Source organism: Loigolactobacillus iwatensis (assembly GCF_003950295.1).
Lineage (GTDB): Bacteria > Bacillota > Bacilli > Lactobacillales > Lactobacillaceae > Loigolactobacillus > Loigolactobacillus iwatensis.
On sequence record NZ_RHNP01000007.1, the window covers coordinates 1 to 21,263 of the forward strand.

Sequence of the window (21,263 nt, forward strand, 5' to 3'; positions counted from 1 at the left end):
TAAAAAAACAGCATTAGAAGTTGCCTAACTTCTAACGCTGTAAAATTGGCTATCAACAGGATTTGACAGAGAGCCAATATAATTAAGCCTAACAAACTAGCAACAAAATCAAAGATCCGCTTGCCACTTCGATAAACCAAACGATGATCAATTATTTGTTGATTTAAAATGATTTGAGCTTCTGAATTGTAATGCTGTTCTTCCTTCGGTAACTCCATCGATTTCCCACCCATTCTTCCTTTATAGTCCACGTAAATCAATCAACTTGCCCCTAATCAAGTTGGCTCAAGTCATTTTTTTAACGTTTATAAATCTAATTTGCAATCTATATGTAATACAATTCTTACTCAATAAAACAGTTTAATTACTTTTTACAGCTTAAATAGAACTTAACCAATTTAAGCTTTTCATAACATTTTTTAGTATAACTATAATATTACACTGACACAAGCTACTTTGAAAAATTGTCACATATATGTAATCAAGTAATTAGATTTAAAATATCAATATTCACTTCAAATTGTACTATACCAATAGGTTAACCGGTTACTTGGAAAATGAGAGAATTTTCCAACTTAGTTATACTTTGTGAAATTAGTTAAAGAAAGTTCTCCTTCGTTTAATTAGTAACCGTTCTTCAATTGAATCAATTTCAAAATAAAATGATTTGAACTTCTTTGTCTGCTTTTAAACAATACCTTTTCTAAGTAAGCAATCACTTAAAATGAAATTATTTCAATTACATTATAACTCACAATCCAACCGATGCAGCAGTGAGTTTTGTACAATTAAATCTCAAGTAATGTGGTTCGGCTGCATTAGTTTAAGTGGTTCGGCTTCAATAGCTGTAGCGGCCGCCATGACTAACCAAAACTCACCGTCACTAATTCAAATGACTGTAATGAAACAACTACTATAAAGTATAGTTCTCTTCCACACAGTTCCCAAACCAAAATGCTCCACCACTGCAGTTTGGCGAAAACTCACAAAAAAAGCCACCTCACCGGCAGCCCTTCCCACTTCATTTAGCTTCATGTTTCGTCCAAACCACTTCTGCCTCAGCGCAGCGTTTCCCGTTATTAATAATTTGGTGGCGACTAGTGACCAATCCAGCATCAGTGGTCGCCGCAAATTGATACCGACTTTCAGGTAGCTCACCATACTTAACTTCCCGCTCATAGCGAATGTTAACCGTAGCAATATCGTGCTCGTTACAAAAATCAAAGCCGAGGTGGTCAAACATCCAATCGAAGTAGTGGGCGTTGTTAACGTGTTGGTTGCCGTCAATATCGAAGTAACGCACGCGGTAATTTTGCGTGGCAACTTCTTTGCCGGCGTCGATCCGACTAATGCGGGGAAAGTGTTTGACGCCCTTAACACTTGCCGTTTCGTACTTGGTGACAATTTCCGGAATGACGGCAATCATTTTCCGCGTTTCGTAACTCATCAACACCCAAATACTGTGAATGGTGGCCAACCGATTGCCAGCAGCGTCCTGCGCCCAGTAATCACGGTAACAGAAGTATTTGTTAAAGCCTGTTGCTTCGGTGCCAAACGTGACCGTCTCGTCCACCCGCGGCATCCGCTTAATTTCAAGGCTGTACTGGGTAACCACCCAGCCGGCGCCGAATTCATGAATGTAGTCGTTGCCAATCCCTAAGGCATCATTCTGGTGCTCAGAGACCAAAATGGCCACGTTGATCAGCATTGCCAGCGTCATTTGATCCTTGGTGTCACCCTCGTAATAAGTCACCCGGTGATCTTCTGTGTATTTTATTCCCATCTGCCTACCCCTTTATTTGCGCATTTTTTTAAAATTCATGGTAACTGCGATAAACGTCCTGCTTTGGTACCCCCCGGCGCTTAGCAACGAGTTTGATGGCGTCTTTAGTGGTCATCCCCGCTTCCATCAAGGCCGCCACGTAAGCGTTGTTGTCCAGATCAGCGTAAGGATCAACTTCCGCCGTTGGATTAGTGTTGCCCGTCACCAAAATCACAAATTCGCCGCGAACTTCGTGGTCATTGAACCAGTCCTGAACCTCCTGAAAACTCCCGCGGAGAAATTCTTCAAACTTCTTCGTCAGTTCTCGGGCCAAAACAACTTGCCGATCCGCGCCGTAAGCCTTAGCCATCGCCTGCAAAGTTTTTTTCAGTCGGTGGGGTGCCTCATAAAAAATGGTCGTCTCTTCGCGATTGACTAATTTGGCCAATTCATCGCTTTGCGCCTTGTGTTGGCGGGATAAAAAGCCGTAAAAATAAAAAGGTTGTGGCGCTAATCCGGAAGCAATCAGTGCCGTTAACCCAGCGCTGGCCCCGGGAATCGGAATGACCGGAATATCAGCCTTGATGGCGGCCACGACTAATTCATGGCCAGGATCGCTGATGGACGGCATGCCGGCATCACTCACTTGGGCGATGCTTTCCCCATTTTGCAGTCGTTTAAGTAAAGTTGGAATCCGTTCTTGGGTGTTATGTTCATGAAAACTAATTTGTTTAGTTTCAATTTCAAAATGATTCAGTAATTTCTGGGTATTACGCGTATCCTCCGCAGCAATCAGATCAACTTCTTTTAGGATATTAATCGAACGAACGGTCATATCTTCCAAGTTGCCGATTGGCGTTGGGACAAGGTACAGACTGCCGCAATCATGGGCGGCAAAACTTTGTTGTGCGTTCATAATTTTCCTTTCTCAATTAAAAAAGCGAGGCTCTTCCTCGCTGAACTGGACCTGCCGTGACGAAATCGATTATGGAATGGAATGGATAGTGCTGTTCAGAAGAGGGTTCTTTTAGACGTGGCACAAACGGCAACTTACTACCTAGAGCTACAGAAGGCATTTTGGCCGTTGCGTGGCTAAAGTGCCTTAGGCTACATTTCCTGAACGCAAGGCTGGGCATTCTCTTCTAAAACGTGGCAGACAGAGCAGTTTACTCCATGTAGCTACAGAAATCGATTTGTCTGCTTCGCAGTCAAATTCGCTTTCTTAGGCTACATTCCACAAGTTAGGCGCCATTTTGGGCACTCTAGTGTCTTTCTCCATAAATCACGTCCAAGCAAAAAGCGCATGGTTCGTCGTCGATTCTTCTTGAGCCGTACATTAGGTAACAGACGTGAAAGCCTTCTTCGTAAAGCTTTTCCAGGTTGGCCCGGGACTTTGACAGTTGCTGGGTTTTATCATCTGCCCCATTGGCATCTGATCTCTTGGCCTGAGCCGCCTCGCTTTCTGGCGTTTGGAGTTCTTCTAAATGTTCGCGTAGGTGTTGATTCTCGATCTCCAACTCGGCGTTGCGTTCTAAGATTTGCGTCATGTCGGTTTTCATTTCGTCGATCTTGGCCAACATTTGCTGGGTATTTTGCTCTAAATTAACGAAACTATCGTACAATTCGCGTTTGTCCAAATTACTCACCTTTCTTAAAGCAGGGTTTGTTGGTGGGGTGCTGGGTTTGCTTTGAAAACTACATCAGACTTTGGCTTTAGCTCTTAAGCTGACACTTTAAAGTCAGTCGCCACTTTAGCTCTTCCTTCTGAATCGTGTGCTGAAAGCAAATTCTTCCATATAACTACAGAAAAGCCCCTTCGGCCGTTGCACCGGCCAGAACTTCTTCCTAGATTATACAGTTCGCAAGTCCAGACAGCCTTAGCCTTCTCTTCTGAATCGTGTGCTGAAAAGCAAATTCCTCCATGTAGCTACAGAAGTTCCTTCGGCCGTTGCACAGCCAAAACTTTCTCCTAGATTATACAGTCCACAAGTGCAGTCTTCTCTTCTGAATCGTGTGCTGAAAAGCAGCTTCCTGCGGTTAGCTACAAAAGTCGTCTCATCCGTTTCACGGATAAGCCGCCTTTTTAGGCTAATCCTCAGAAGCTACCCGCTTTTCATCACACTTTGATCTCGTCCAAATCATACTCCACTGGCACTTCATGGCCATCCAACCGGACGCGGATAACGTGGGTTAGTAAATTCATTCCCACCACTTTACCGCCACCATCAGCCGTTTCGATGCGGCTGCCGTAATCAGGCATGGCCGCCTTTTCTGCTTCATAAGTTTTATCTTCAAAACTCAGGCAGCACATCAACCGGCCACAGAGCCCGGAAATTTTAGTTGGGTTCAGTGACAGATTCTGGTTTTTCGCCATTTTGATCGAAACTGGCGCAAACTCACCGAGAAATTCCGAACAGCATAGTGGCCGGCCACAAGGACCAATGCCGCCTAGAATCTTGGCCTCATCCCGCACACCAACTTGGCGCAGTTCAATTCTGGTCTTGAAAATGGCCGCCAAACTACGAACGAGTTCCCGAAAATCAACTCGGCCGGCCGCCGTAAAGTCAAAAATTAATTTATGTTTGTTCAACGTGTAGTAGGCCAAATCCAATTTCATCGGTAAGTGCAACTTCATGACTTGTTCCCTGGCCGTCCGCAAAGCCTTTACCGCCGCAACTTTGTTTTGTGCGTAGTGGGCCAAATCCAGTTGGCTAGCGGTGCGTTCAATCACTTCATTGCTGAGCACAATTTCGCTAGGATCAAGCTCAAGCCTTTGAGCCGCCCGCGCAATTTCCTCACAGTGATCGACCGCCACGACAACCGCTTCGCCGACTTTAATTCGTAATTTATTTTCCAAATAAGCTAACTTCTCCGCTTTTCGAAAGCGGATTGCGATTACTTCCATCCCTGGACCCCCCAATTCAAAGTGCTTAGAAGAACAAATTTGCCACACTACTGCTAATCCCTGCTCAAACTACTTAAATAATGACAAAACTACCCACTATAATAATTTCAAAGTTAAATCCTCTAACGTATTCTGAAAACTGACATTGGCGTTTAAATAACGCTGAGCCTGTAAAACGGCCTCCATTTGTTGCAGTAACTTCGCCACCGTCGTATTTTCTGCCCAACTGGTCAACGTTTTTTCCGCTTGGGGAAAACTAAGGTCGCCGCGCTGGTCAAAATGAACCGCCAGAATATCTTGATACAGCAGTAAAATGACTGCCAAAGCCTGGCCCTGGGCAATTTTATCCTTCACCAAGGGCACAATCTGCGTCTGCACCGCGACGAACGCCTGGCCGTTATGCTGCTGGACGTGGGTTAGCCACTGCCACAGCCGCTCCTTCAACGGATTAAACCAATCACTGGCCGCCAATTCGCTGGCCACGGTGACACTATTAGTCATGTGCGCCAATAAGGCCGCATCGTTGGCCGAAATTTCTTGTGCTTGCAGCCGTTTTAACAATTCAGGCCGCGGCAAATCTTGAAAATCAATAATCTGTAACCGCGATAACACCGTGGGCAACAGTTGATTTTTGGCAGAAGTCGTTAAAATCAAGTAAGTTTGCGGCGCTGGCTCCTCTAAAAATTTCAATAACCCATTAGCGGCGCCAGTGGTCATCTTATCGGCGTCTTGAATAATGAAAACGCGCTGATTGGTTTCCATGCCGCGCTTACTCAATTCACTTTTCAAAAAACGAATCTCATCAACTTTGATCGTTTGCCCTTCTGGTGCGACAACAACGACATCCGGGTGATTACCGGACAAAATTCGCTGACATTCACTGCAGGTCCCGTCAGGATTTCCGGCGGCGTCCACGTGCTGGCAAAAAAGCCGCAGCGCAATCCATTGAGCCAGTTCCATTTTGCCAGTCCCAGTGTCACCGGCAAATAAGTAGCCCTGACTCAGCTGGCCCTGGCCAATAATCCGCCGAAATAGCTCAACTAAGCGTCCCTGCAAGGTTTCAATTGTAAATGTCATCTTAAAATTGGTGGAACTGTTCGACTGGCATGACGAAAACCGTCGCACCGCCAACCTGAACCTCAACCGGGAAGGCTGTTTCGCCGCCATCAAGCGAACTATCCAAATTAATCGGCGGCGTCATGAACTGTTCCCGACTGTGAGAAGTCTCGCGAATAATCCGCAAAGCATCCTTCACCCGTTCATCCTCAAGTCCAATAATGAAAGTCGTGTTCCCAGAACGCAGGAAACCACCACTACTAGCCAATTTAGTCGCCCGAATATTGGCATTAACAAATTCAGAGCTCAGGCGATTACTATCTTTATCTTGCACAATGGCAAAAATCATCTTCATGGTTAATCACGCTCCTATGAGAGAGTGGCCAAATCGGCGCTTAACTTACTCCATATAACCTAAGAAGGCACTTTTGACCGTGTAACGGGCAAAATGACTTCTGTAGTTATATGGAGTAAGTTGCCGATTTTGCCACGTTTTAGAATAGAGTGGTAAAAAGAGCGCTAGTTTACGGAGTGTAGCCTAAGAAGGCACTTTTGACCGTGCAACGGGCAAAATGACTTCTGTAGCTACACGGAGTAAACTGCTCTGTTTACCACGTTTTAGAATAGAGAGTGGTAAGACCGGCGCTTAACTTGTGGAGTGTAGCCTAAGAAGGCACTTTTGACCGTGTAACGGGCAAAATGACTTCTGTAGCTACATGGAACAAGTTGCCGGTGTTACCACGTTTTAGAATAGAGTAGCCAAACCAACGCTTAACTTACGGAATGTAGCCTAAGAAAGCGAATTTGACTGCGAAGCAGACAAATCGATTTCTGTAGCTACATGGAGTAAGTTGCCGATTTTGCCACGTTTCAACTTCCTATCCCCGAAACATTTCCGGAAAACTAGCAGTCACCAACGTCTGACAAGCCGCAATCACTTGCTCAATTGCTTGTGTCGCGTCGATCACTTTAATTCGCTGGGGATTATCTTTAGCTAACTGCAAGTATTCACCGCGAACCTTCTGGTGAAAACTGAGTGCTTCCTGATCTAAACGGTCATTTTGATCCGGCCGGTGAGCCGAAATCCGCGCTAACCCAACCTCAGATGGGACATCCAAGTATAAGGTTAAATCAGGTTGTAGCGCCTCAGTGGCAAACAAGTTCATCTGTGCCACCTCCGCAACCCCAATCTCGCGACCGGCACCTTGGTAAGCCAACGAACTATCCACGAAACGATCGCACAAAACTAATTTATTCGCCGCTAAAGCTGGCCGAATTTTTTCGATAATGTGTTGCCGCCGCGCTGCTGTATAAAGCAATGCTTCAGTTCGTGGATCCATTGCGGTGTTTTTGGGGTCCAGAATAATCTGCCGAATGGCTTCGGAAATTGGGTTGCCCCCTGGCTCACGAGTTTCAATCAATGGCACCTGGGCCAACGCTTTCAGGCGTGGGACTAACGCCGTTAAGACGCTCGTTTTCCCTGCGCCGTCTGGACCTTCAAATGTAATAAATCTGCCTATCACACTACTTCCCCCAGCTTCATTTAAGTCTCAAACCTAACTAAGGCCAGATTCAAGCTAAATCTAGCTTTATTTTACTTTAAGAAACCCCTGCTGTCCATTTTGATTGAAAACTTTTTCAGCGTTTAAAGGCCGTCTTAACGGACACTGACCTGCTTTTGAAATTTATTTAGAAATAGCTACCTTATTTACACTAACTAACCTGCGAGGATATTAACCGCGGAATTCGTTACTCAGATAGAATAGCCTGAACTAAACCGCACAAAAATAGTGCTGCTCACCCGCGACCAGCACTACTTTGCTTATTCGATCCCCAAAATTAACCGGACTTCTTCTTCGGTCAATGAGCCTTTGTTCTCCGTGCCGCTCAACACTTGATCGACAAAATTGCGCTTTTTTTCTTGTAGTTTATAGATCTGTTCCTCAATCGTGCCTTTCGTGATTAGACGGTAAACTTCCACCTTTTTGGTTTGACCAATGCGGTGGGCCCGGGCCGTTGCTTGGTCTTCCACCGCCGGATTCCACCAAAGATCAACTAGGATCACCGTATCGGCGCCCGTCAAATTTAACCCAGTCCCACCAGCTTTCAGTGAAATTAGAAAGACGGTCTTTTCGCCGGCGTTAAAGGCATCAACCATGGCCAGTCGTTCCTTAGGCTTGGTCCGCCCTTGTAGCATAAAGGTCGCAATATTCTGTTTGGCCAGTTCCGCTTCAATCATATTCAGCATACTGGTAAACTGGGAAAAAATTAGAACCCGGTGTTGATTATCCACTGCCTGGTGTAAGATTTCGTTAAGCTGATCCAACTTGCCAGAACTCGCTTGGTAGTCATCAACGTACAACGCTGGCGTGTCGCAGATTTGGCGTAAGCGCGTCAATCCCGCTAAAATGGCAATTTTATTTTTTACGAAATTTTCGCTGGACATGCCCTTGATCGTAATCTGCATCTGTTTCAGCTGCGCCAAATAAACAGTCTTTTGTTCCGTGGTCATTTCATTGTACAAATTAGATTCAACCTTGGCCGGTAAATCTTTTAGCACTGCCACCTTCTCACGGCGCAAAATAAACGGCTTAACCCGCACCGCGATTTCATCCGGCGTCAACTTGTTGAAGGCCTTCTTGCTCGGTAACAGACCAGGCATAACCAAGGCAAAAATCGCCCAGAGTTCTTCGGCGCGATTTTCGATTGGCGTTCCCGATAAGGCAAATGTATTTTTCGGCGTTAATTTGCGCAAATTCTGATTGGTTTTAGAGCTGCCATTTTTCACGTATTGGGCCTCATCCAACACTAAATAATTAAGCTCCCGTTGCTGGTAGTCTTCAATGTCTAAGCGAGCACTGTTATAACTGGTGATCAATACTGCCGCCGAGCTGGTTGTGATCAATTGGTGACGGTGTGCCTTGGTGCCATCAACCACTTCGACCTCAATCTTCGGCGCAAACTTAGCGAATTCTTCTTGCCAGTTATAGATCAATGACGCGGGCGAAACGACTAGATTAGTTTGATCAGGCACTAAATGATTATTCAAAAACGTGATCATCTGCAGTGTTTTACCCAGCCCCATTTCATCGGCCAAGATACCACCAAAATGGTATGAATCCAACATTTCTAGCCACTTAACGCCTAGCTTTTGGTAGGGCCGTAATTTGGCATTAACTGGTTGGCTGGCGGCGACCGCAAACTGTTCCGGATGGGCCAGATCAGTGGTCAAACGTTTAAACTTCTGATCAAAGTTTGCTGTATCCCCCAGTGCAGCTTGAATGGCCAAGGCTTGTGAGGCGTGGACTTTCATTTGTCCATGTTTAAACTTGCCTTGCGCACGCACCTTAACCAAGGCCGCCGCCACCTTTTTCAGCTCATCGTCAACAAGGACGATTGACCCATCAGGCCGCGCAATAAACGGCTGTGCAACGTCTAATTGTTCTAAAACTTGATCGACCTCATTTTCATTGATCCCACCAAAGGAGAAGCTAACCGCTAAGAACCCATCTGCCTGGCTAACATCGATTTTTGGCGTTAATTCAGCCGAATCCTGTAATAAAGCTTCTAATTCTGGCGTCAGTGTGACCACCCCGTTGGTACGCAAGTTAGGCAACTCTTGCACAAAGAAGCGGTACAACGCTTCAGCCGCCGTGAAACTTTTAGTCCAGTTGCGCCCGTGTTGGTGGAATTCCAAGCTGCGCAAATAAGTAGCTGCCTGTGCCTCCATTTCTAAATTACGCACAATCGTCTTGTTTTTAACAATATCATTGCTGTCAATGATCTCACCGTCGTATTCGAAGGCCAACTTTAATACCAAGATTTGCTCAGCGCGACTTAAGTCAAAATGCGGAATCATTTTATTAACTACCAGCTGGGGCGGAAACTTGATAATGCCAACTTGCTGAAATAAAGTTACAAAATCACTAAGTTGACTCTCACTGTCCAGCGGAAAATGCAGCGCGTGACGCTGAGAATGGTATTCAACGACTTCATTATAATTATCGTTGATCTGCGCAATAATTCTAAATTGTTCACTAGTTGCTTGATAAAGCGTGTTTCGGCGGATGAGGACTAAATTAGAATTGACAAACGATTGAAAATCAGCCTTAATTGTCAAATTATAGCCAGTAGCATTGGCCACTAGCTCACCACTCAGTAGGCCAGCCTCCGCCGTGAAGGCTTCAAGCTTGATAGTTTCATAGCGTTTAGTCTGCTCATCTGATTTAAAATAAAACGTGGGTAACGCAGTCAATAAAGCGACTGTATGCGCAAAATTATAGGTTGGCAGCACCATGTATCTACTGGCACTCGCCCCGTAAATATCAATTTTGGCCTCGTTTTCAAGCTGCTTTAAAAAGTCAAGTAACGCTTGCTCGGTGGGCGCAAAAGCAGTGGCGCTAAGCTGAAACTCCCGCTTACCATTAGTTTGATACACAGCATGATTACGGTATGCCGCCAAAAAACGATCAATATTACTGACCACATAAAATTTCGAATCCGCCCCGGCAACCCGTAATTTAATGAAGAAACGATCTACTTCCTGATAGCTCCAGTCGGCAGCAGTTTGACCGACAACCAGGGTCACTTCTAAGTGTAGTGCTGTATCAGTGCTCGCCTGCAGTGGTTGAAAATAATGCTTCTCTGGTAATTGAATCTGCTCTAAAAAATATTCGCCACTGGCCTGGGGTTCCAGAGCTTTTCGGTATTGTTCAAATTCAGGTGGTAGCGCCGATTTTGGGAGTGCTTGTTTAAGGACTGGCTTGGCAAAAAAGCTAGCCCGTCCATCCAAATCAGCGCGCAACTGATTGTATTGCTGTTTATTGGCGTAAACTTCCCGTGCGGCTTCCGGATGATCCAACAATTGTTGTTCAAACTTCGCCGAGATTAACAAGTAATGAGCGCCCATCTTTTTAGGAAAATTCAAATCATCAGTCTGGTCATTAAATAGCTGCTCAATTGGTCGCCCCTGTGACTTCAACAACTTGACCACGGCCGCAATATGCTTACAGTAACCGTGACCAGGAAAGTAGGGGCATTCACAAAAATCGCTACCGGCATCGTTTTGGTTGACGGTAACGCCATATGCCTCAGTTCCGAAGACTGTTGCTTCCACCTCTTGCCGATCATTATCAATATATTGGATCACAACATCACCATTATTGGCAATTTTTGTGCCACGATTCCAGATTTTGATTGGTATTATTCTTTTTTCCATTGCTTGCTCCATCTTCTATGCCTAATTCATGTCGTTATACTGTTACCTATTCTACAATAATGCTGCTGAAAAAAGAAAAGATTCAGTCAGATTAGTGACTGAATCTAAAATTAATTCGTATTTTGCACACCACTAAACGTTCATTCGCTGGTTAAGGTAAATAATCATCCTGCTACACAACGACTAGATTTAAACTAAATTTTACGTCGCTAGAATTAATTGGGCGAATTTGCCCCTTCTCTGCAGCAAACGCGAAAAAAAGAGCAGATTCCTGCGGTTGCCATGTTTCAACTTGGCGTTTTTCGGCATGCTAGTTCTTGCGGCATGAACTTTGCCACAAGAATAGACAACATTCGTAGCATCATGAGTTATTTGCGTTTCTTGCAAATAACTAACCTTAATTGCGAAGTAGTAGTTGAATGGTCAACGTATGAAGCATCAAGATTATTAGCGTATTAGGCTGCGATTCGGACTTCGGTTCACCCTAGTCCGATCGATATCGTCAGCAAAGCTAGTAATAATCCTCAATTGCGGAATAGTAGCTACAGCAGTCACTTCGGCCGTTTCACGGCCAAAGCGCCTACTTAGGCTAATCCTCAGAATCTACCGCTCTTTTTTTTGCTCTTTTTTATTCCAAAAACTTTTTCTCTGTTCCTGGCATTAACTGATCGCTTTTTGTCCCGCGCAATCTTGCCTCGTGGTACAAGTAGAGGTACTTGGCCCTGGCCAATTGTCGCTGGTAGTATAGCTCATCATCAATTGCAGCATTAATAACTCGATCTGAGTTATCTTTTACCTTATTCCAATTTTTCATTGCCATCGCGATTTGGGCCAAAAGCTTTTCATCATATTCTTTGATCAGCTTTGAAGACCGACCCTTGTGGCGCCCAAGAAAACTGCTGGCCATATTTACATCTCCTGCCGTCCTTCAACTGCCTTAAGTAACGTCATCTCGTCGGCGTATTCAATGTCACTGCCCACTGATAAACCATGGGCCAACCGCGTGACCTTGATGCCCGCCGGTTTAATCAGCCGTGACATGTACGTTGCTGTTGCTTCGCCCTCTGGAGTAGCGTTGGTGGCGATGATCACTTCTTTGGCCTGATCATTTTGAAGCCGCTTCAGCAATCCGGCAATGTTGATATCTTCCGGGCCCTTGCCGTCAATCGGTGATAGAACGCCGTGCAACACGTGGTACAAGCCATGATATTCGCGCATGCCTTCCATCGTCATGATGTCCTTGGGCTCTTCCACCACCAAAATAACGCTTTGATCACGGGATTTATCCTGGCAAATCGCACAAGGATCCTCCTCGGTGATGTTACCGCAAATACTGCAATAATGCAGATCACGTTGGGCAGAAATCAGCGCCTTGGCAAAATCAGTCACATCATCTTTATGCATATCAATTGTGTAAAAAGCTAGCCGCGTCGCCGTTTTATTACCGATACCAGGCAACTTCATGTAGCTTTCAATCAATTTTGCAATCGGTTCTGGATATTGCATGCCCTCGTCCTCTCTTCTGCTAAATAGGTAACACATCCAAAAAAGCGTTCAGATTCTGAAAATTAATTACAACAGTCGTCTCAGCCGTTGCCCAGTAAAAGTAACCCGTTAACCTAATTCTCAAAATATGATCACGCTTCTTCACGCACAATAACTACATTCCAGGAATATTCATACCTTTGCTATATTTACCCATGGTAGCTTGCGTCTTAGTATCAATCTCGTTCATTGCATTGTTAACGGCCATAATGATCAAATCCTGCAACATATCAGGATCGTCAGGATCAATGGCCTCAGGCTTAATCGAAATATCAGTCATTTGCTTATCACCAGTAAAAGTAACGACAACCGCGTCATCACTGGCCTTACCTGTAAAAGCAGTGCCGTTTAAATCATTCTGTGCCTGTTCCATTTCCTTCTGCATTTTCTGCATCTTTTTCATCATACCTTGCATATTACCCATTCCACGCATCATTTTATCAATCAATCCTTTCAAGTTTATCAAGAGTGTCGCAAAAGTCGCTCAGGTTCCACGCATTAGCCTAGATTATCGAAAAATTTATGAAATAAATTATTTGGTAATCTAGGCTAAGCACAGGAACCTGCCTTTTTAGGCACGTTTGGGCTAAGTAAATAGTGTAAGAAACCTAGGCCGCGTTTGCGAACTGTCTTTACTAGTATTCACCTGACTATTTTAGTGGAAACGTGTTTGAAAAAGCAGATTCCTGCGGTTGCCATGTTTCAACTTGGCGCTTTTCGCCTTAGTTGAATGGACAACGGATGAAGCATCAAGATTATTAGCGCACTTGGCTAATAATCCTCAATTGCGGAATAGTAGCTACAACAGCCAAATCATCTGTTTCACAGATAATTCGTCTGTTTAGGCTAATCCTCAGAATCTAACCGCTTTTTCAAACACTCTAATCATCCTTAACTTCAATATTAGCAGAACCAAACAATTCTGTCGCCTTTTCAACAACTGGGGTCACTTGTGGCTTTTCGTCCGCCTTGGGTTGTTTACCGCGATGGTGCTCTTCAATGTAGGCTTGGCGGACTTTCGGCCAATCATCTTGAGGGACAAAAATAATTTTAGGTGTATAGCCTACCAGCCGATCCAGGCCGTTTTCTAAGCCATCAACCATTTCTGGGTTATTGCTGGCTCGTTCCAATAAAAAGTCGTTATCAAAGGACACAACGACGCCGTCATGACTGGCCGCCACTGGCTCTGAAGCGTGCATTAAGGCACGGTACTGCACGGACAGTGTTTGTAATAGATCTTGCCAAACGCCCTTTAACTGCTGTAAATTTTCCTTTGTTGCGTGGTCGAGTACTGGGTAAACGGCCGCTGGATTGGCGTGCCGCGCCGGAGTAGTCGTCCGTTTCACCGGCCGCGGTGTCGCTGCAACTGGTGCAGCCTGACCTTCACTTGACTGCAACTGATCGACCGCCTGAGTTAATTGCTTAACTTGCGCCTGTAACGCCGCCACCGTTGCCTCTGGTGCAGCCTGTGAAGTCGCCTTTGATTGCACCTCTGGCTGATCCACTTGGGCTGTGACCGCCGCCACCTTAAGCTGGGTCAATTTCACGGTAACCACTTCCAGGTAGATATCTGGGTGGTTAGTAAAGCGCAATTGCTGCTGCATATCATTTAAAATATCAATTACTTCATATAAGGTAGTCGCCGCCAAGCTCTGACTTAACGCCTTAAAATGATCATCCACGCTGCCCATTTCAATTTCAGTCACCATTTCCGGCGCTTTTTGGTAAAGGAGCAAGTCGCGACTATATTCGATTAAATCTTCAATAAAGCGGCTGGCATCTTTGCCCGCAGCCAACAACTGCTGCAAAATTTCCAGTGCCTTAGCCGTTGCCTGATCCTGAATTGTTTGCATGTAATCAGCCAACAGCGCCCGTGTTGTACTGCCAGTCACCTGCAACGCATTGTCCAACGTCACGTGATTATCACTAAAGGACAAAACCTGATCCAAAATACTCAGCGCATCCCGCATGCCACCTTCTGCAGCCTTCGCGATGGCCTTCAAAGCTTCCGGCTCAAAAGTGACTTCTTTTTCCTGCAAAATGTACACCATCCGCTGATAAATATCCTGGCTATTAATCCGCCGAAAATCAAAACGCTGAGTCCGGGAAATAATCGTCAACGGTACCTTATGCGGCTCAGTTGTCGCCAAAATGAACAAAACGTGTTCCGGCGGCTCCTCCAATGTTTTCAGTAAAGCATTAAAAGCGCCCGTGGACAACATGTGGACTTCATCAATAATATAAACTTTATATTTGGCCGCAGTCGGCGCATATTTCGCCTTGTCCCGAATATCGCGAATTTCGTCAACACCATTATTCGACGCCGCATCAATTTCAATGACGTCGTTTAGCGTACCGGCCGTAATCGCCTTACAAGTTTCACATTCATTGCAAGGCTCGCCATTCTTCAAATTAGGACAATTAATGGCCTTAGCCAAAATCTTTGCCGCCGACGTTTTACCAGTCCCCCGCGGACCAGTAAATAAATAAGCGTGACTAGTCTGCTGAGCAATTAACGCATTGCGCAACGTTTTCGTAATCGTCTCCTGCCCGACAATATCCGCAAATTTCTGCGGCCGCCAAGTACGGTATAAAGCTTGATAGGCCAAATTAACGTCCTCCTTTCATGATTCTTTCAGACACCAATTAATCATTTTGTTAGTTTATTTCAGTGATCAAATAATAGTAGTTCAAACAACATTCTAAAAATTTTAGGTGGCAGGCAAGCCGGATTGCGTTTGAAAAATAATTTTACTAGCTTTTTCCTAGCCATTCAAGTGTACTGCGTTTGAAAAAGCAATCATCGAACCAGTCTTTAGTATAGCTTAATCAGCCAAGTAAAACGACCTCCGCCACGTGGCAACTAATGCCAAAATGGCCATCCTTTTACCAGATTAACAGTAAAGACGCTGGCCAAAATAATCTCAAAAAATAATTCCACCGCTATAATTAAGCACAAATTAAAAGCTCTTAGTCACTTTCAACTAAGAGCTTGTTTATCATCAAAAAAACAAGAGACACATGCCACATCCTACTTAGTGCTGCTTTCTTCCGAATCTGACACGATTCGTAAGCGCAACATTGTCTCAAGGCCTTTCGGCAACTATTATTATACAAAACTATTCCGAAAAAAGCTAGTGCTAGACCTGAAAAATCAGAAATCTTTTTGACAGCCAACCAAAACGACCTTGGTAGTGGTTTTTGTCCAACGCCATGGATTTTTTAGCATGAACACCACAAAAAAAAGGCCAAGTCAAGACTTGGCCTTTTTAAAATAATTTACTTATTAATATTAATACCAACCATTTGCTTCCCAGAATGACTGTGCCTTACTCCAGCTACCGTAAGTTGAAGTGACGTAAGAGTTAGCAACAGCTTCTTGGTTTGATGCCGAATAATCACCATTTAAATATGAAGAACTTAATTGATACTTACCGATATACTGACCGTTAGTTGCTGAATAATTACCGCCAGATTCCTTGTTAGCAATCCAAGCTTTAGCGGCAGCTTCGGAGCTACTTGTTGAAGTAGCGGCGTTATTAGTACTAGTTGCTGAACTAGCAGTTGATTGTGTGTTTTGTGTTGCCTGTGCTTGTGGTGCAGTGTATGTCGATTGTGTGCTTACTGGAGCCGATACGGCAGAAGCAGCACTAGTTGCAGCTACACTAGAAGCCTGTGAAACTGGCGCTGCAGATGAGACTGGCGCAGTTGAACCAACTGGGGCCGTACTGCTTGCTGGGGCAACAGAACTGACAGGAGCAGTTGAGCTAACAGGCGTTGCGCTGCTTACTGGGGCAACGGAACTAACTGGTGCAGTACTGCTTACTGGCGCAACCGAACTGACAGCTGCAACGCTACTAACTGGCGCAACTGAAGAAGCTGCAACGGCTGATACTGGCGCTGCAGATGAGACAGGTGCCACTGAAGCAGCAGGCGCAACTGAACTGACTGGTGCAGCCTGTGAAACTGGTGCTGCACTAGCAGGCTGTTGAACAGCACTTGGCTGAGCAGCGGCTGCCGTAGATGCAACTGCACTACTTGGAATATTATATTTTTGACCGGCATAGATTAAATGCGTGGTTTTATTGATGTTATTAGCTGTTTCAATTGAATCGATTGTTGTGTTGTAATCTTCGGCAAGATCAGAAACCGTGTCGCCAACCTTAGCAGTAATGACTGCTGCATCAGCGACCTTAGCGCCACCGATCAAGATACCAGCGGCACCGGCTGTTGTGAGTAATACCATTTTTAGACGTTTACTTAATAAAATAAAAATCACTCCTAATTTATGATTGACTTCAAAATTTGATTACGAAATTCTGCTTTGCATTCCATTGGTACCGAAATGCATTCAACAGGCGTAAGTATAGCAGGGCTCTGTAACATGTAAATAGCAGTTACGTTACAAAATGGCCTTTTATTGTAATATTGTCATCTGTTTGTTATCTAAGCCGTTTCAACCCCATCGGCGCGCACCTGCTCTGGTACCAAAATAAGTGAAACTTTTCGGAATAATCATCAAAAAAGATTAAAATCGACTAAATTAAAGGTCCTTAATATCATTTGATAGCGCTTTAAACTATACTATAAGTATCGTTTAGAGTTAGGGTGTGATCGTTTTGCAAGCATTTATTATTGCTCAGTTAGAATTAGTTCTACGTTTAATCCTGGCGGCATTGTGCGGCTTTGCCATCGGCTATGAACGTAAAAATCGTTTAAAAGAGGCCGGTATCCGCACCCACATGATTGTTGCGTTAGGAGCCGCCTTGATCATGATTGTTTCCAAAGATGGTTTTTTTGACGTCCTTAACGTTAAAAATGTCGTCTTGGACCCTTCCCGAATTGCCGCCCAAATTGTCAGCGGGATTAGTTTTTTAGGTGCCGGAACAATCTTAGTTCGCCGTCAAGGCATTAACGGCCTCACCACCGCAGCCGGAATTTGGACCACCGCGGCAGTCGGCATGGCCATTGGTGCCCGCCTGTACGTTGTTGGTATCTCCGCCACACTTTTAGTGCTGCTCATTCAGATCTTACTCCACAAACAGCTTCGATTTTTGCCCAATGCAGTGGCCGAACAACTTTCACTGGAAATGTTGGACCAACCAGAAGCAATCAATAATTTGGAAAAAATGTTACAGCAACACAATATTGAATTGCTAAACCTTCATATTGAACGCCAACGCCACCACCTAGTCGAAATTAGCCTGGCCGTCAAACTACCCCCTCACTACAAAGTGGCCAGCTTGATGAGCCTACTAGGTGAAAACGAGGCCATTCAGAGTGTTGATTACTAACCCTGTAGCGAGGGCCGTAAGCCCTAGCACGAATTTAATATCATTGACAAAAAGTGACCAACGCCAACAAGATTTAAGCATATTTAATCGCAGAAAACAGTCGTAGTTTGATTACCGAATTGCTCGGCGGCCAAACTACGACTGTTTTTCTGTCTTCTGCTTCTTTTTAGCCTTTCGTTTAGCCCTAATTTGGCGGAAAAATTGCTGCAATAATCCCGCCGCGTCATCTGCTAAAACGCCGGCTTCCACTTCAGCTTGGTGGTTAAAGCGCTCGTCCGTTAGTAAATTCATGAAAGTGCCCGCCGTACCTGCCTTTGGGTCAGGGGCACCGTAATAGACTTCACTTAAGCGCGAATTAATAATTGCCCCGCTGCACATCGGACAAGGTTCTAAGGTGACAAAAATTGCTGCATCCTCCAAACGCCAACTATGAATTGTGGCGCAGGCCTCCTGAATCGCCAAAATTTCGGCGTGGGTCGTTGCGTCCTGGCTGTGTTCCCGCAAATTATGACCACGGCCAATAATTTCACCGCGGTAAACAATAACGGCCCCAATCGGCACTTCACCGATCAAGGCCGCCGTTTTTGCTTCAAATAAGGCCTCACGCATATAAAATTCTTTTTCAGTTTGCTCAAATACCAAATTCCTAACTCCATTCCTACTATTAATTAAATAATCGCCAAGGGCCGCTTTTTAGTCGGTGCCGGAAAGGCTGCGTCAATCTGCACTATTTCTGCCGGCGTTAACGTGACATCAGCCGCCGCCAAATTAGCCTGCATGTGTTTCCACTGACTAGTTTGGGGAATCGCAAGCAGCTGTGGTTGCCGAATCGTCCACGCTAATAAAAGCTGCATCGACGTAATTTGGTGTGCCTTAGCAATTTTTTGAATCACAGGATTAGCCGTCAATTGCTGGCCTCGACTATCCCCCTGGGCAATCGGCGAGTAGGCAATAAAAGGAACCCCATTTTTCAGTTGCCAAGGTAATAAATCGTATTCCACGCCGCGGTCCGCCAAATTATACAAATCTTCATTGGCAAAAACGTCCGCACCGTTAGTTTCTTGAAACAATTCTAACATATCAGCTGTATCAAAGTTAGAGACACCCCAATGCCGAATCTTGCCCGCTTGCTGTAATTGACGCAGCCCGGTAATTGTTTCCTTTAACGGAACTTGCCCCCGCCAATGAAGTAAATAAAGGTCGAGGTAGTCCGTTTGCAGTCGTTTCAAACTGGCGGTTAAACTCTGCTTCATCCGCTTGATTGATGCGTTTTGCGGATAGAATTTTGAAACCAAAAATAATTTTTCCCGGGTATACGGCTTAATAGCCGCACCGACCAATTCTTCGGAACGACCGTCCCCATACATTTCCGCGGTATCAATGAGATTGCTACCGTGCTCAAGGCCGTAACGCAGCGCCTGAATTTCTCCGCCGCGTTTATTCGGATCGTCGCCCATGTGCCAAGTTCCCATCCCAATGACGGGCAAGCGCTCGCCCTTAAAATCTAGATAACGCATTTTTAACTTCCTTTCAAAACAAAGTTGCTACGATAAATAAACGCTGATTAGGGCCACCGCGATCATTAAAGCACGGGACAAAAAGAGCTCCCGCAGCAATTAGCTTTTCGGGAGCCCATTATTTTAATGCCGGTATTCGTGTAGCCAATCTTTCAACGTTGCAGTCAATTCATTAGCTGCGTTGCCTGCTGAGCCAACGTACACACCAGCCTTATTGCGAACTTTGCTTAACTTTTCAACCGCATTAACCAAGTGATTGAGATCATCGTTGTCAATTCGATCAACGAGGTCAAGTATCCGCTCGTTGCCCTTAAGGTTGTCCCGCACGAACGTTTTCACTTTATACCGATTTCTACGGGTTTGAATTTGTTCGACAATGGCATCCGCTGCTAAATAGGCGCCGGTTGCGGCAAGCGTTGTCGTAATACCAATACCAAGTAAAATTTTGCTACCAGTTTTCATAAAGTCAGCCTCCTTATTAGAGAGAGTGCCTAAAAAGGCGTTCAGCCCCTGAGCATTAGCCTAGACCACCAAACGATCCGCTTCGCGTATCGTTTGGCGATCGTAGCTAAGCACAAGGAGTTGCCTTTTTAGTCACGTTTCATTTCCACCAGAATCAGTCCGAAAAATAATTTCCAACCGATCTAGTAAAGTATCCAGTAATGCTTAATTTCAGTGTACCATAATCTTGCTTCCTTGGGGACTAAAGCGCACTCATACTTGCTTAACACTTTGAATAATATAGTAACCTTTATTTTTCTTCACGATTGTTGCGTTGCCAAAGGTTTCTTGCATCGTTTTTTGGGCGGAAGGTGCACCCTGTTTTTTCTGTAAAACAATCGTTAACGTTCCCCCTGGCAGTAAGTGATCCTTGGCGCCAACTAAAATCCCCGTCACGACTTGTTTACCAGCCCGGACCGGCGGATTGGATAAAATAGCCGCGTACTGCTTCTCTACAGCTGCGTATTGATCAGAAGTGAAAATAGCAACGTTAGCCACGTGATTATTTGCGGCATTTTCCCGGGCCAATGATAAAGCCAGCTCATTGACGTCCACCAGATCAACTTGGCGTTCAGGAGCCTCTTTGGCCAACGCTAACCCAATTGGGCCGTAACCGGCACCCACATCCAGTAAATCACCTGCAGGCAAGTCAGTAAAACTAAACGCTTCTAGTAAGGTGCGTGTCCCGAAATCAACGGTTCGTTTTGAAAACACACCATTATCAGTTACAAAATGAAATTCGTGGCCTCGCAACGTAAACGACCAATCTTTTTTTTCGTGAACCACATCAGGATTTTCTGAATAATAATAATTTGTCATGATTAAATTCCCCCGGAGCTATAATTAATTTATTAAATTTTTATTTTTAGGAATCAGGCCTACGTCGCCGCCCTTTTGGACTCAAAATTGACAACCTAACGACCATTTTTGACCCCCAAAACATACTCAAACGAAATGGCTTGTGGTAAACTAATTGTACCATGAATCGCCAGAAGTTCCGGCCAACACTATATCTAGTAGCTATTTTAAATTTAGCTACCGAATATAGTGTTTTTTGTTGATTTATTGTAAGTGACTGGTTATACTAAGAACATAAACAAAAAGTACCAGAGAGAAAGGTGAACCACATGAATAACTTAACAGTTTACACAAAAAATGGTTGCATGCAGTGCAAGATGACTGAACGCTTCCTCAATTCGCACAATATTCCTTTTACAGAACACAATATTGATCAAGAACCAGAATACGTCGACTATCTGCGGGAAAAGGGCTTTCAAGCAACACCAGTGATTGAAGCATCAGACATCAGCTTCACCGGCTTCCGCCCCGACCAATTACGCCAATTAGCAGTTTAAAGTGATAAAAGTGGCGGTCAAACGCTTATGCTTACGCCATTTTACCGCTTAAACATCATAATAGCACCAGATTCCAATAAGTAACCAACTTAGCAACGTCGTAAACCATA

19 protein-coding genes, 1 other RNA gene and 1 pseudogene are annotated in these 21,263 nt (G+C 44.7%); 2 read left to right on the forward strand and 19 right to left on the reverse strand.

The genetic code is table 11. From position 1 onward, the window contains the following. The 15 genes and pseudogenes from EKM98_RS03210 to apf form a co-directional block, all read right to left on the reverse strand. Nucleotides 1-218, reverse strand: a pseudogene (locus tag EKM98_RS03210) (sugar transferase); the annotation flags it as partial. Between the two features lie 803 nt (nucleotides 219-1,021). Beyond that, on the reverse strand, nucleotides 1,022-1,783 hold the full coding sequence (locus tag EKM98_RS03215) for an acyl-[acyl-carrier-protein] thioesterase (protein WP_125980538.1): 762 nt from the start codon (nucleotides 1,781-1,783) through the stop codon (nucleotides 1,022-1,024). 28 nt (nucleotides 1,784-1,811) lie between these two features. After that, nucleotides 1,812-2,678: a 16S rRNA (cytidine(1402)-2'-O)-methyltransferase gene (gene rsmI, locus EKM98_RS03220; protein WP_068223108.1), complete on the reverse strand. Its 867-nt coding sequence runs from the start codon at nucleotides 2,676-2,678 to the stop codon at nucleotides 1,812-1,814. A gap of 346 nt (nucleotides 2,679-3,024) precedes the next feature. Further along, nucleotides 3,025-3,399 carry a DNA replication initiation control protein YabA gene (locus EKM98_RS03225; protein ID WP_068223105.1) on the reverse strand — a complete coding sequence of 125 codons (375 nt, stop codon included), beginning with the start codon at nucleotides 3,397-3,399 and terminating at the stop codon, nucleotides 3,025-3,027. A 479-nt stretch (nucleotides 3,400-3,878) separates the two neighbouring features. Then, nucleotides 3,879-4,667, reverse strand: coding sequence for a PSP1 domain-containing protein (locus EKM98_RS03230; protein WP_068223103.1), 789 nt, complete (start codon nucleotides 4,665-4,667; stop codon nucleotides 3,879-3,881). 96 nt (nucleotides 4,668-4,763) lie between these two features. Continuing rightward, nucleotides 4,764-5,744, reverse strand: coding sequence for a DNA polymerase III subunit delta' (gene holB, locus EKM98_RS03235; RefSeq protein ID WP_068223101.1), 981 nt, complete (start codon nucleotides 5,742-5,744; stop codon nucleotides 4,764-4,766). A 1-nt stretch (nucleotide 5,745) separates the two neighbouring features. Further along, the gene (locus EKM98_RS03240) at nucleotides 5,746-6,078 is read right to left on the reverse strand and encodes a cyclic-di-AMP receptor (protein WP_068223100.1); all 333 of its coding nucleotides are present in this window, start codon (nucleotides 6,076-6,078) and stop codon (nucleotides 5,746-5,748) included. Between the two features lie 523 nt (nucleotides 6,079-6,601). Next, nucleotides 6,602-7,246: a dTMP kinase gene (gene tmk, locus EKM98_RS03245; protein WP_068223097.1), complete on the reverse strand. Its 645-nt coding sequence runs from the start codon at nucleotides 7,244-7,246 to the stop codon at nucleotides 6,602-6,604. A gap of 299 nt (nucleotides 7,247-7,545) precedes the next feature. After that, a complete protein-coding gene (locus EKM98_RS03250) occupies nucleotides 7,546-10,941 on the reverse strand; it encodes an SNF2-related protein (protein ID WP_125980540.1) in 3,396 nt (1,131 codons plus the stop codon). 628 nt (nucleotides 10,942-11,569) lie between these two features. Further along, nucleotides 11,570-11,848 carry a YaaL family protein gene (locus EKM98_RS03255; RefSeq protein ID WP_068223093.1) on the reverse strand — a complete coding sequence of 93 codons (279 nt, stop codon included), beginning with the start codon at nucleotides 11,846-11,848 and terminating at the stop codon, nucleotides 11,570-11,572. 2 nt (nucleotides 11,849-11,850) lie between these two features. Further along, nucleotides 11,851-12,447 carry a recombination mediator RecR gene (gene recR, locus EKM98_RS03260; RefSeq protein WP_068223089.1) on the reverse strand — a complete coding sequence of 199 codons (597 nt, stop codon included), beginning with the start codon at nucleotides 12,445-12,447 and terminating at the stop codon, nucleotides 11,851-11,853. Nucleotides 12,448-12,601: 154 nt separating this feature from the next. Then, nucleotides 12,602-12,919 carry a YbaB/EbfC family nucleoid-associated protein gene (locus EKM98_RS03265; RefSeq protein ID WP_178378335.1) on the reverse strand — a complete coding sequence of 106 codons (318 nt, stop codon included), beginning with the start codon at nucleotides 12,917-12,919 and terminating at the stop codon, nucleotides 12,602-12,604. Nucleotides 12,920-13,367: 448 nt separating this feature from the next. Then, complete coding sequence (gene dnaX, locus EKM98_RS03270) at nucleotides 13,368-15,095, reverse strand: DNA polymerase III subunit gamma/tau (protein WP_068223084.1); 1,728 nt, start codon at nucleotides 15,093-15,095, stop codon at nucleotides 13,368-13,370. Between the two features lie 392 nt (nucleotides 15,096-15,487). Further along, an RNA gene (ffs, locus tag EKM98_RS03275) (signal recognition particle sRNA small type) lies at nucleotides 15,488-15,584 on the reverse strand. Between the two features lie 194 nt (nucleotides 15,585-15,778). Continuing rightward, entirely contained in the window at nucleotides 15,779-16,732 is a 954-nt protein-coding gene (gene apf / locus EKM98_RS03280) for an aggregation-promoting factor (RefSeq protein WP_068223079.1), read from the reverse strand. Between the two features lie 373 nt (nucleotides 16,733-17,105). On the opposite strand from apf, the gene EKM98_RS03285 reads away from it, so the two are divergent. Next, complete coding sequence (locus EKM98_RS03285) at nucleotides 17,106-17,780, forward strand: MgtC/SapB family protein (protein ID WP_068377234.1); 675 nt, start codon at nucleotides 17,106-17,108, stop codon at nucleotides 17,778-17,780. Nucleotides 17,781-17,915: 135 nt separating this feature from the next. Here the strand turns inward: EKM98_RS03285 and tadA are convergent, their stop codons facing one another. From tadA to EKM98_RS03305, 4 genes are all read right to left on the reverse strand, one after another. Next, entirely contained in the window at nucleotides 17,916-18,422 is a 507-nt protein-coding gene (gene tadA, locus EKM98_RS03290; RefSeq protein WP_206602491.1) for a tRNA adenosine(34) deaminase TadA, read from the reverse strand. A 26-nt stretch (nucleotides 18,423-18,448) separates the two neighbouring features. Continuing rightward, nucleotides 18,449-19,297, reverse strand: a complete 849-nt coding sequence (locus EKM98_RS03295) for an aldo/keto reductase (protein ID WP_068223076.1) — start codon at nucleotides 19,295-19,297, stop codon at nucleotides 18,449-18,451. Between the two features lie 123 nt (nucleotides 19,298-19,420). Further along, entirely contained in the window at nucleotides 19,421-19,759 is a 339-nt protein-coding gene (locus EKM98_RS03300; protein ID WP_068223074.1) for a hypothetical protein, read from the reverse strand. Nucleotides 19,760-20,011: 252 nt separating this feature from the next. Continuing rightward, complete coding sequence (locus EKM98_RS03305) at nucleotides 20,012-20,617, reverse strand: class I SAM-dependent methyltransferase (protein WP_068377026.1); 606 nt, start codon at nucleotides 20,615-20,617, stop codon at nucleotides 20,012-20,014. A gap of 308 nt (nucleotides 20,618-20,925) precedes the next feature. On the opposite strand from EKM98_RS03305, the gene nrdH reads away from it, so the two are divergent. Beyond that, nucleotides 20,926-21,153 (forward strand): glutaredoxin-like protein NrdH, encoded by a 228-nt coding sequence (gene nrdH, locus EKM98_RS03310; RefSeq protein WP_068223071.1) that lies wholly within the window; start codon nucleotides 20,926-20,928, stop codon nucleotides 21,151-21,153. Nucleotides 21,154-21,263 lie beyond the last annotated feature (110 nt).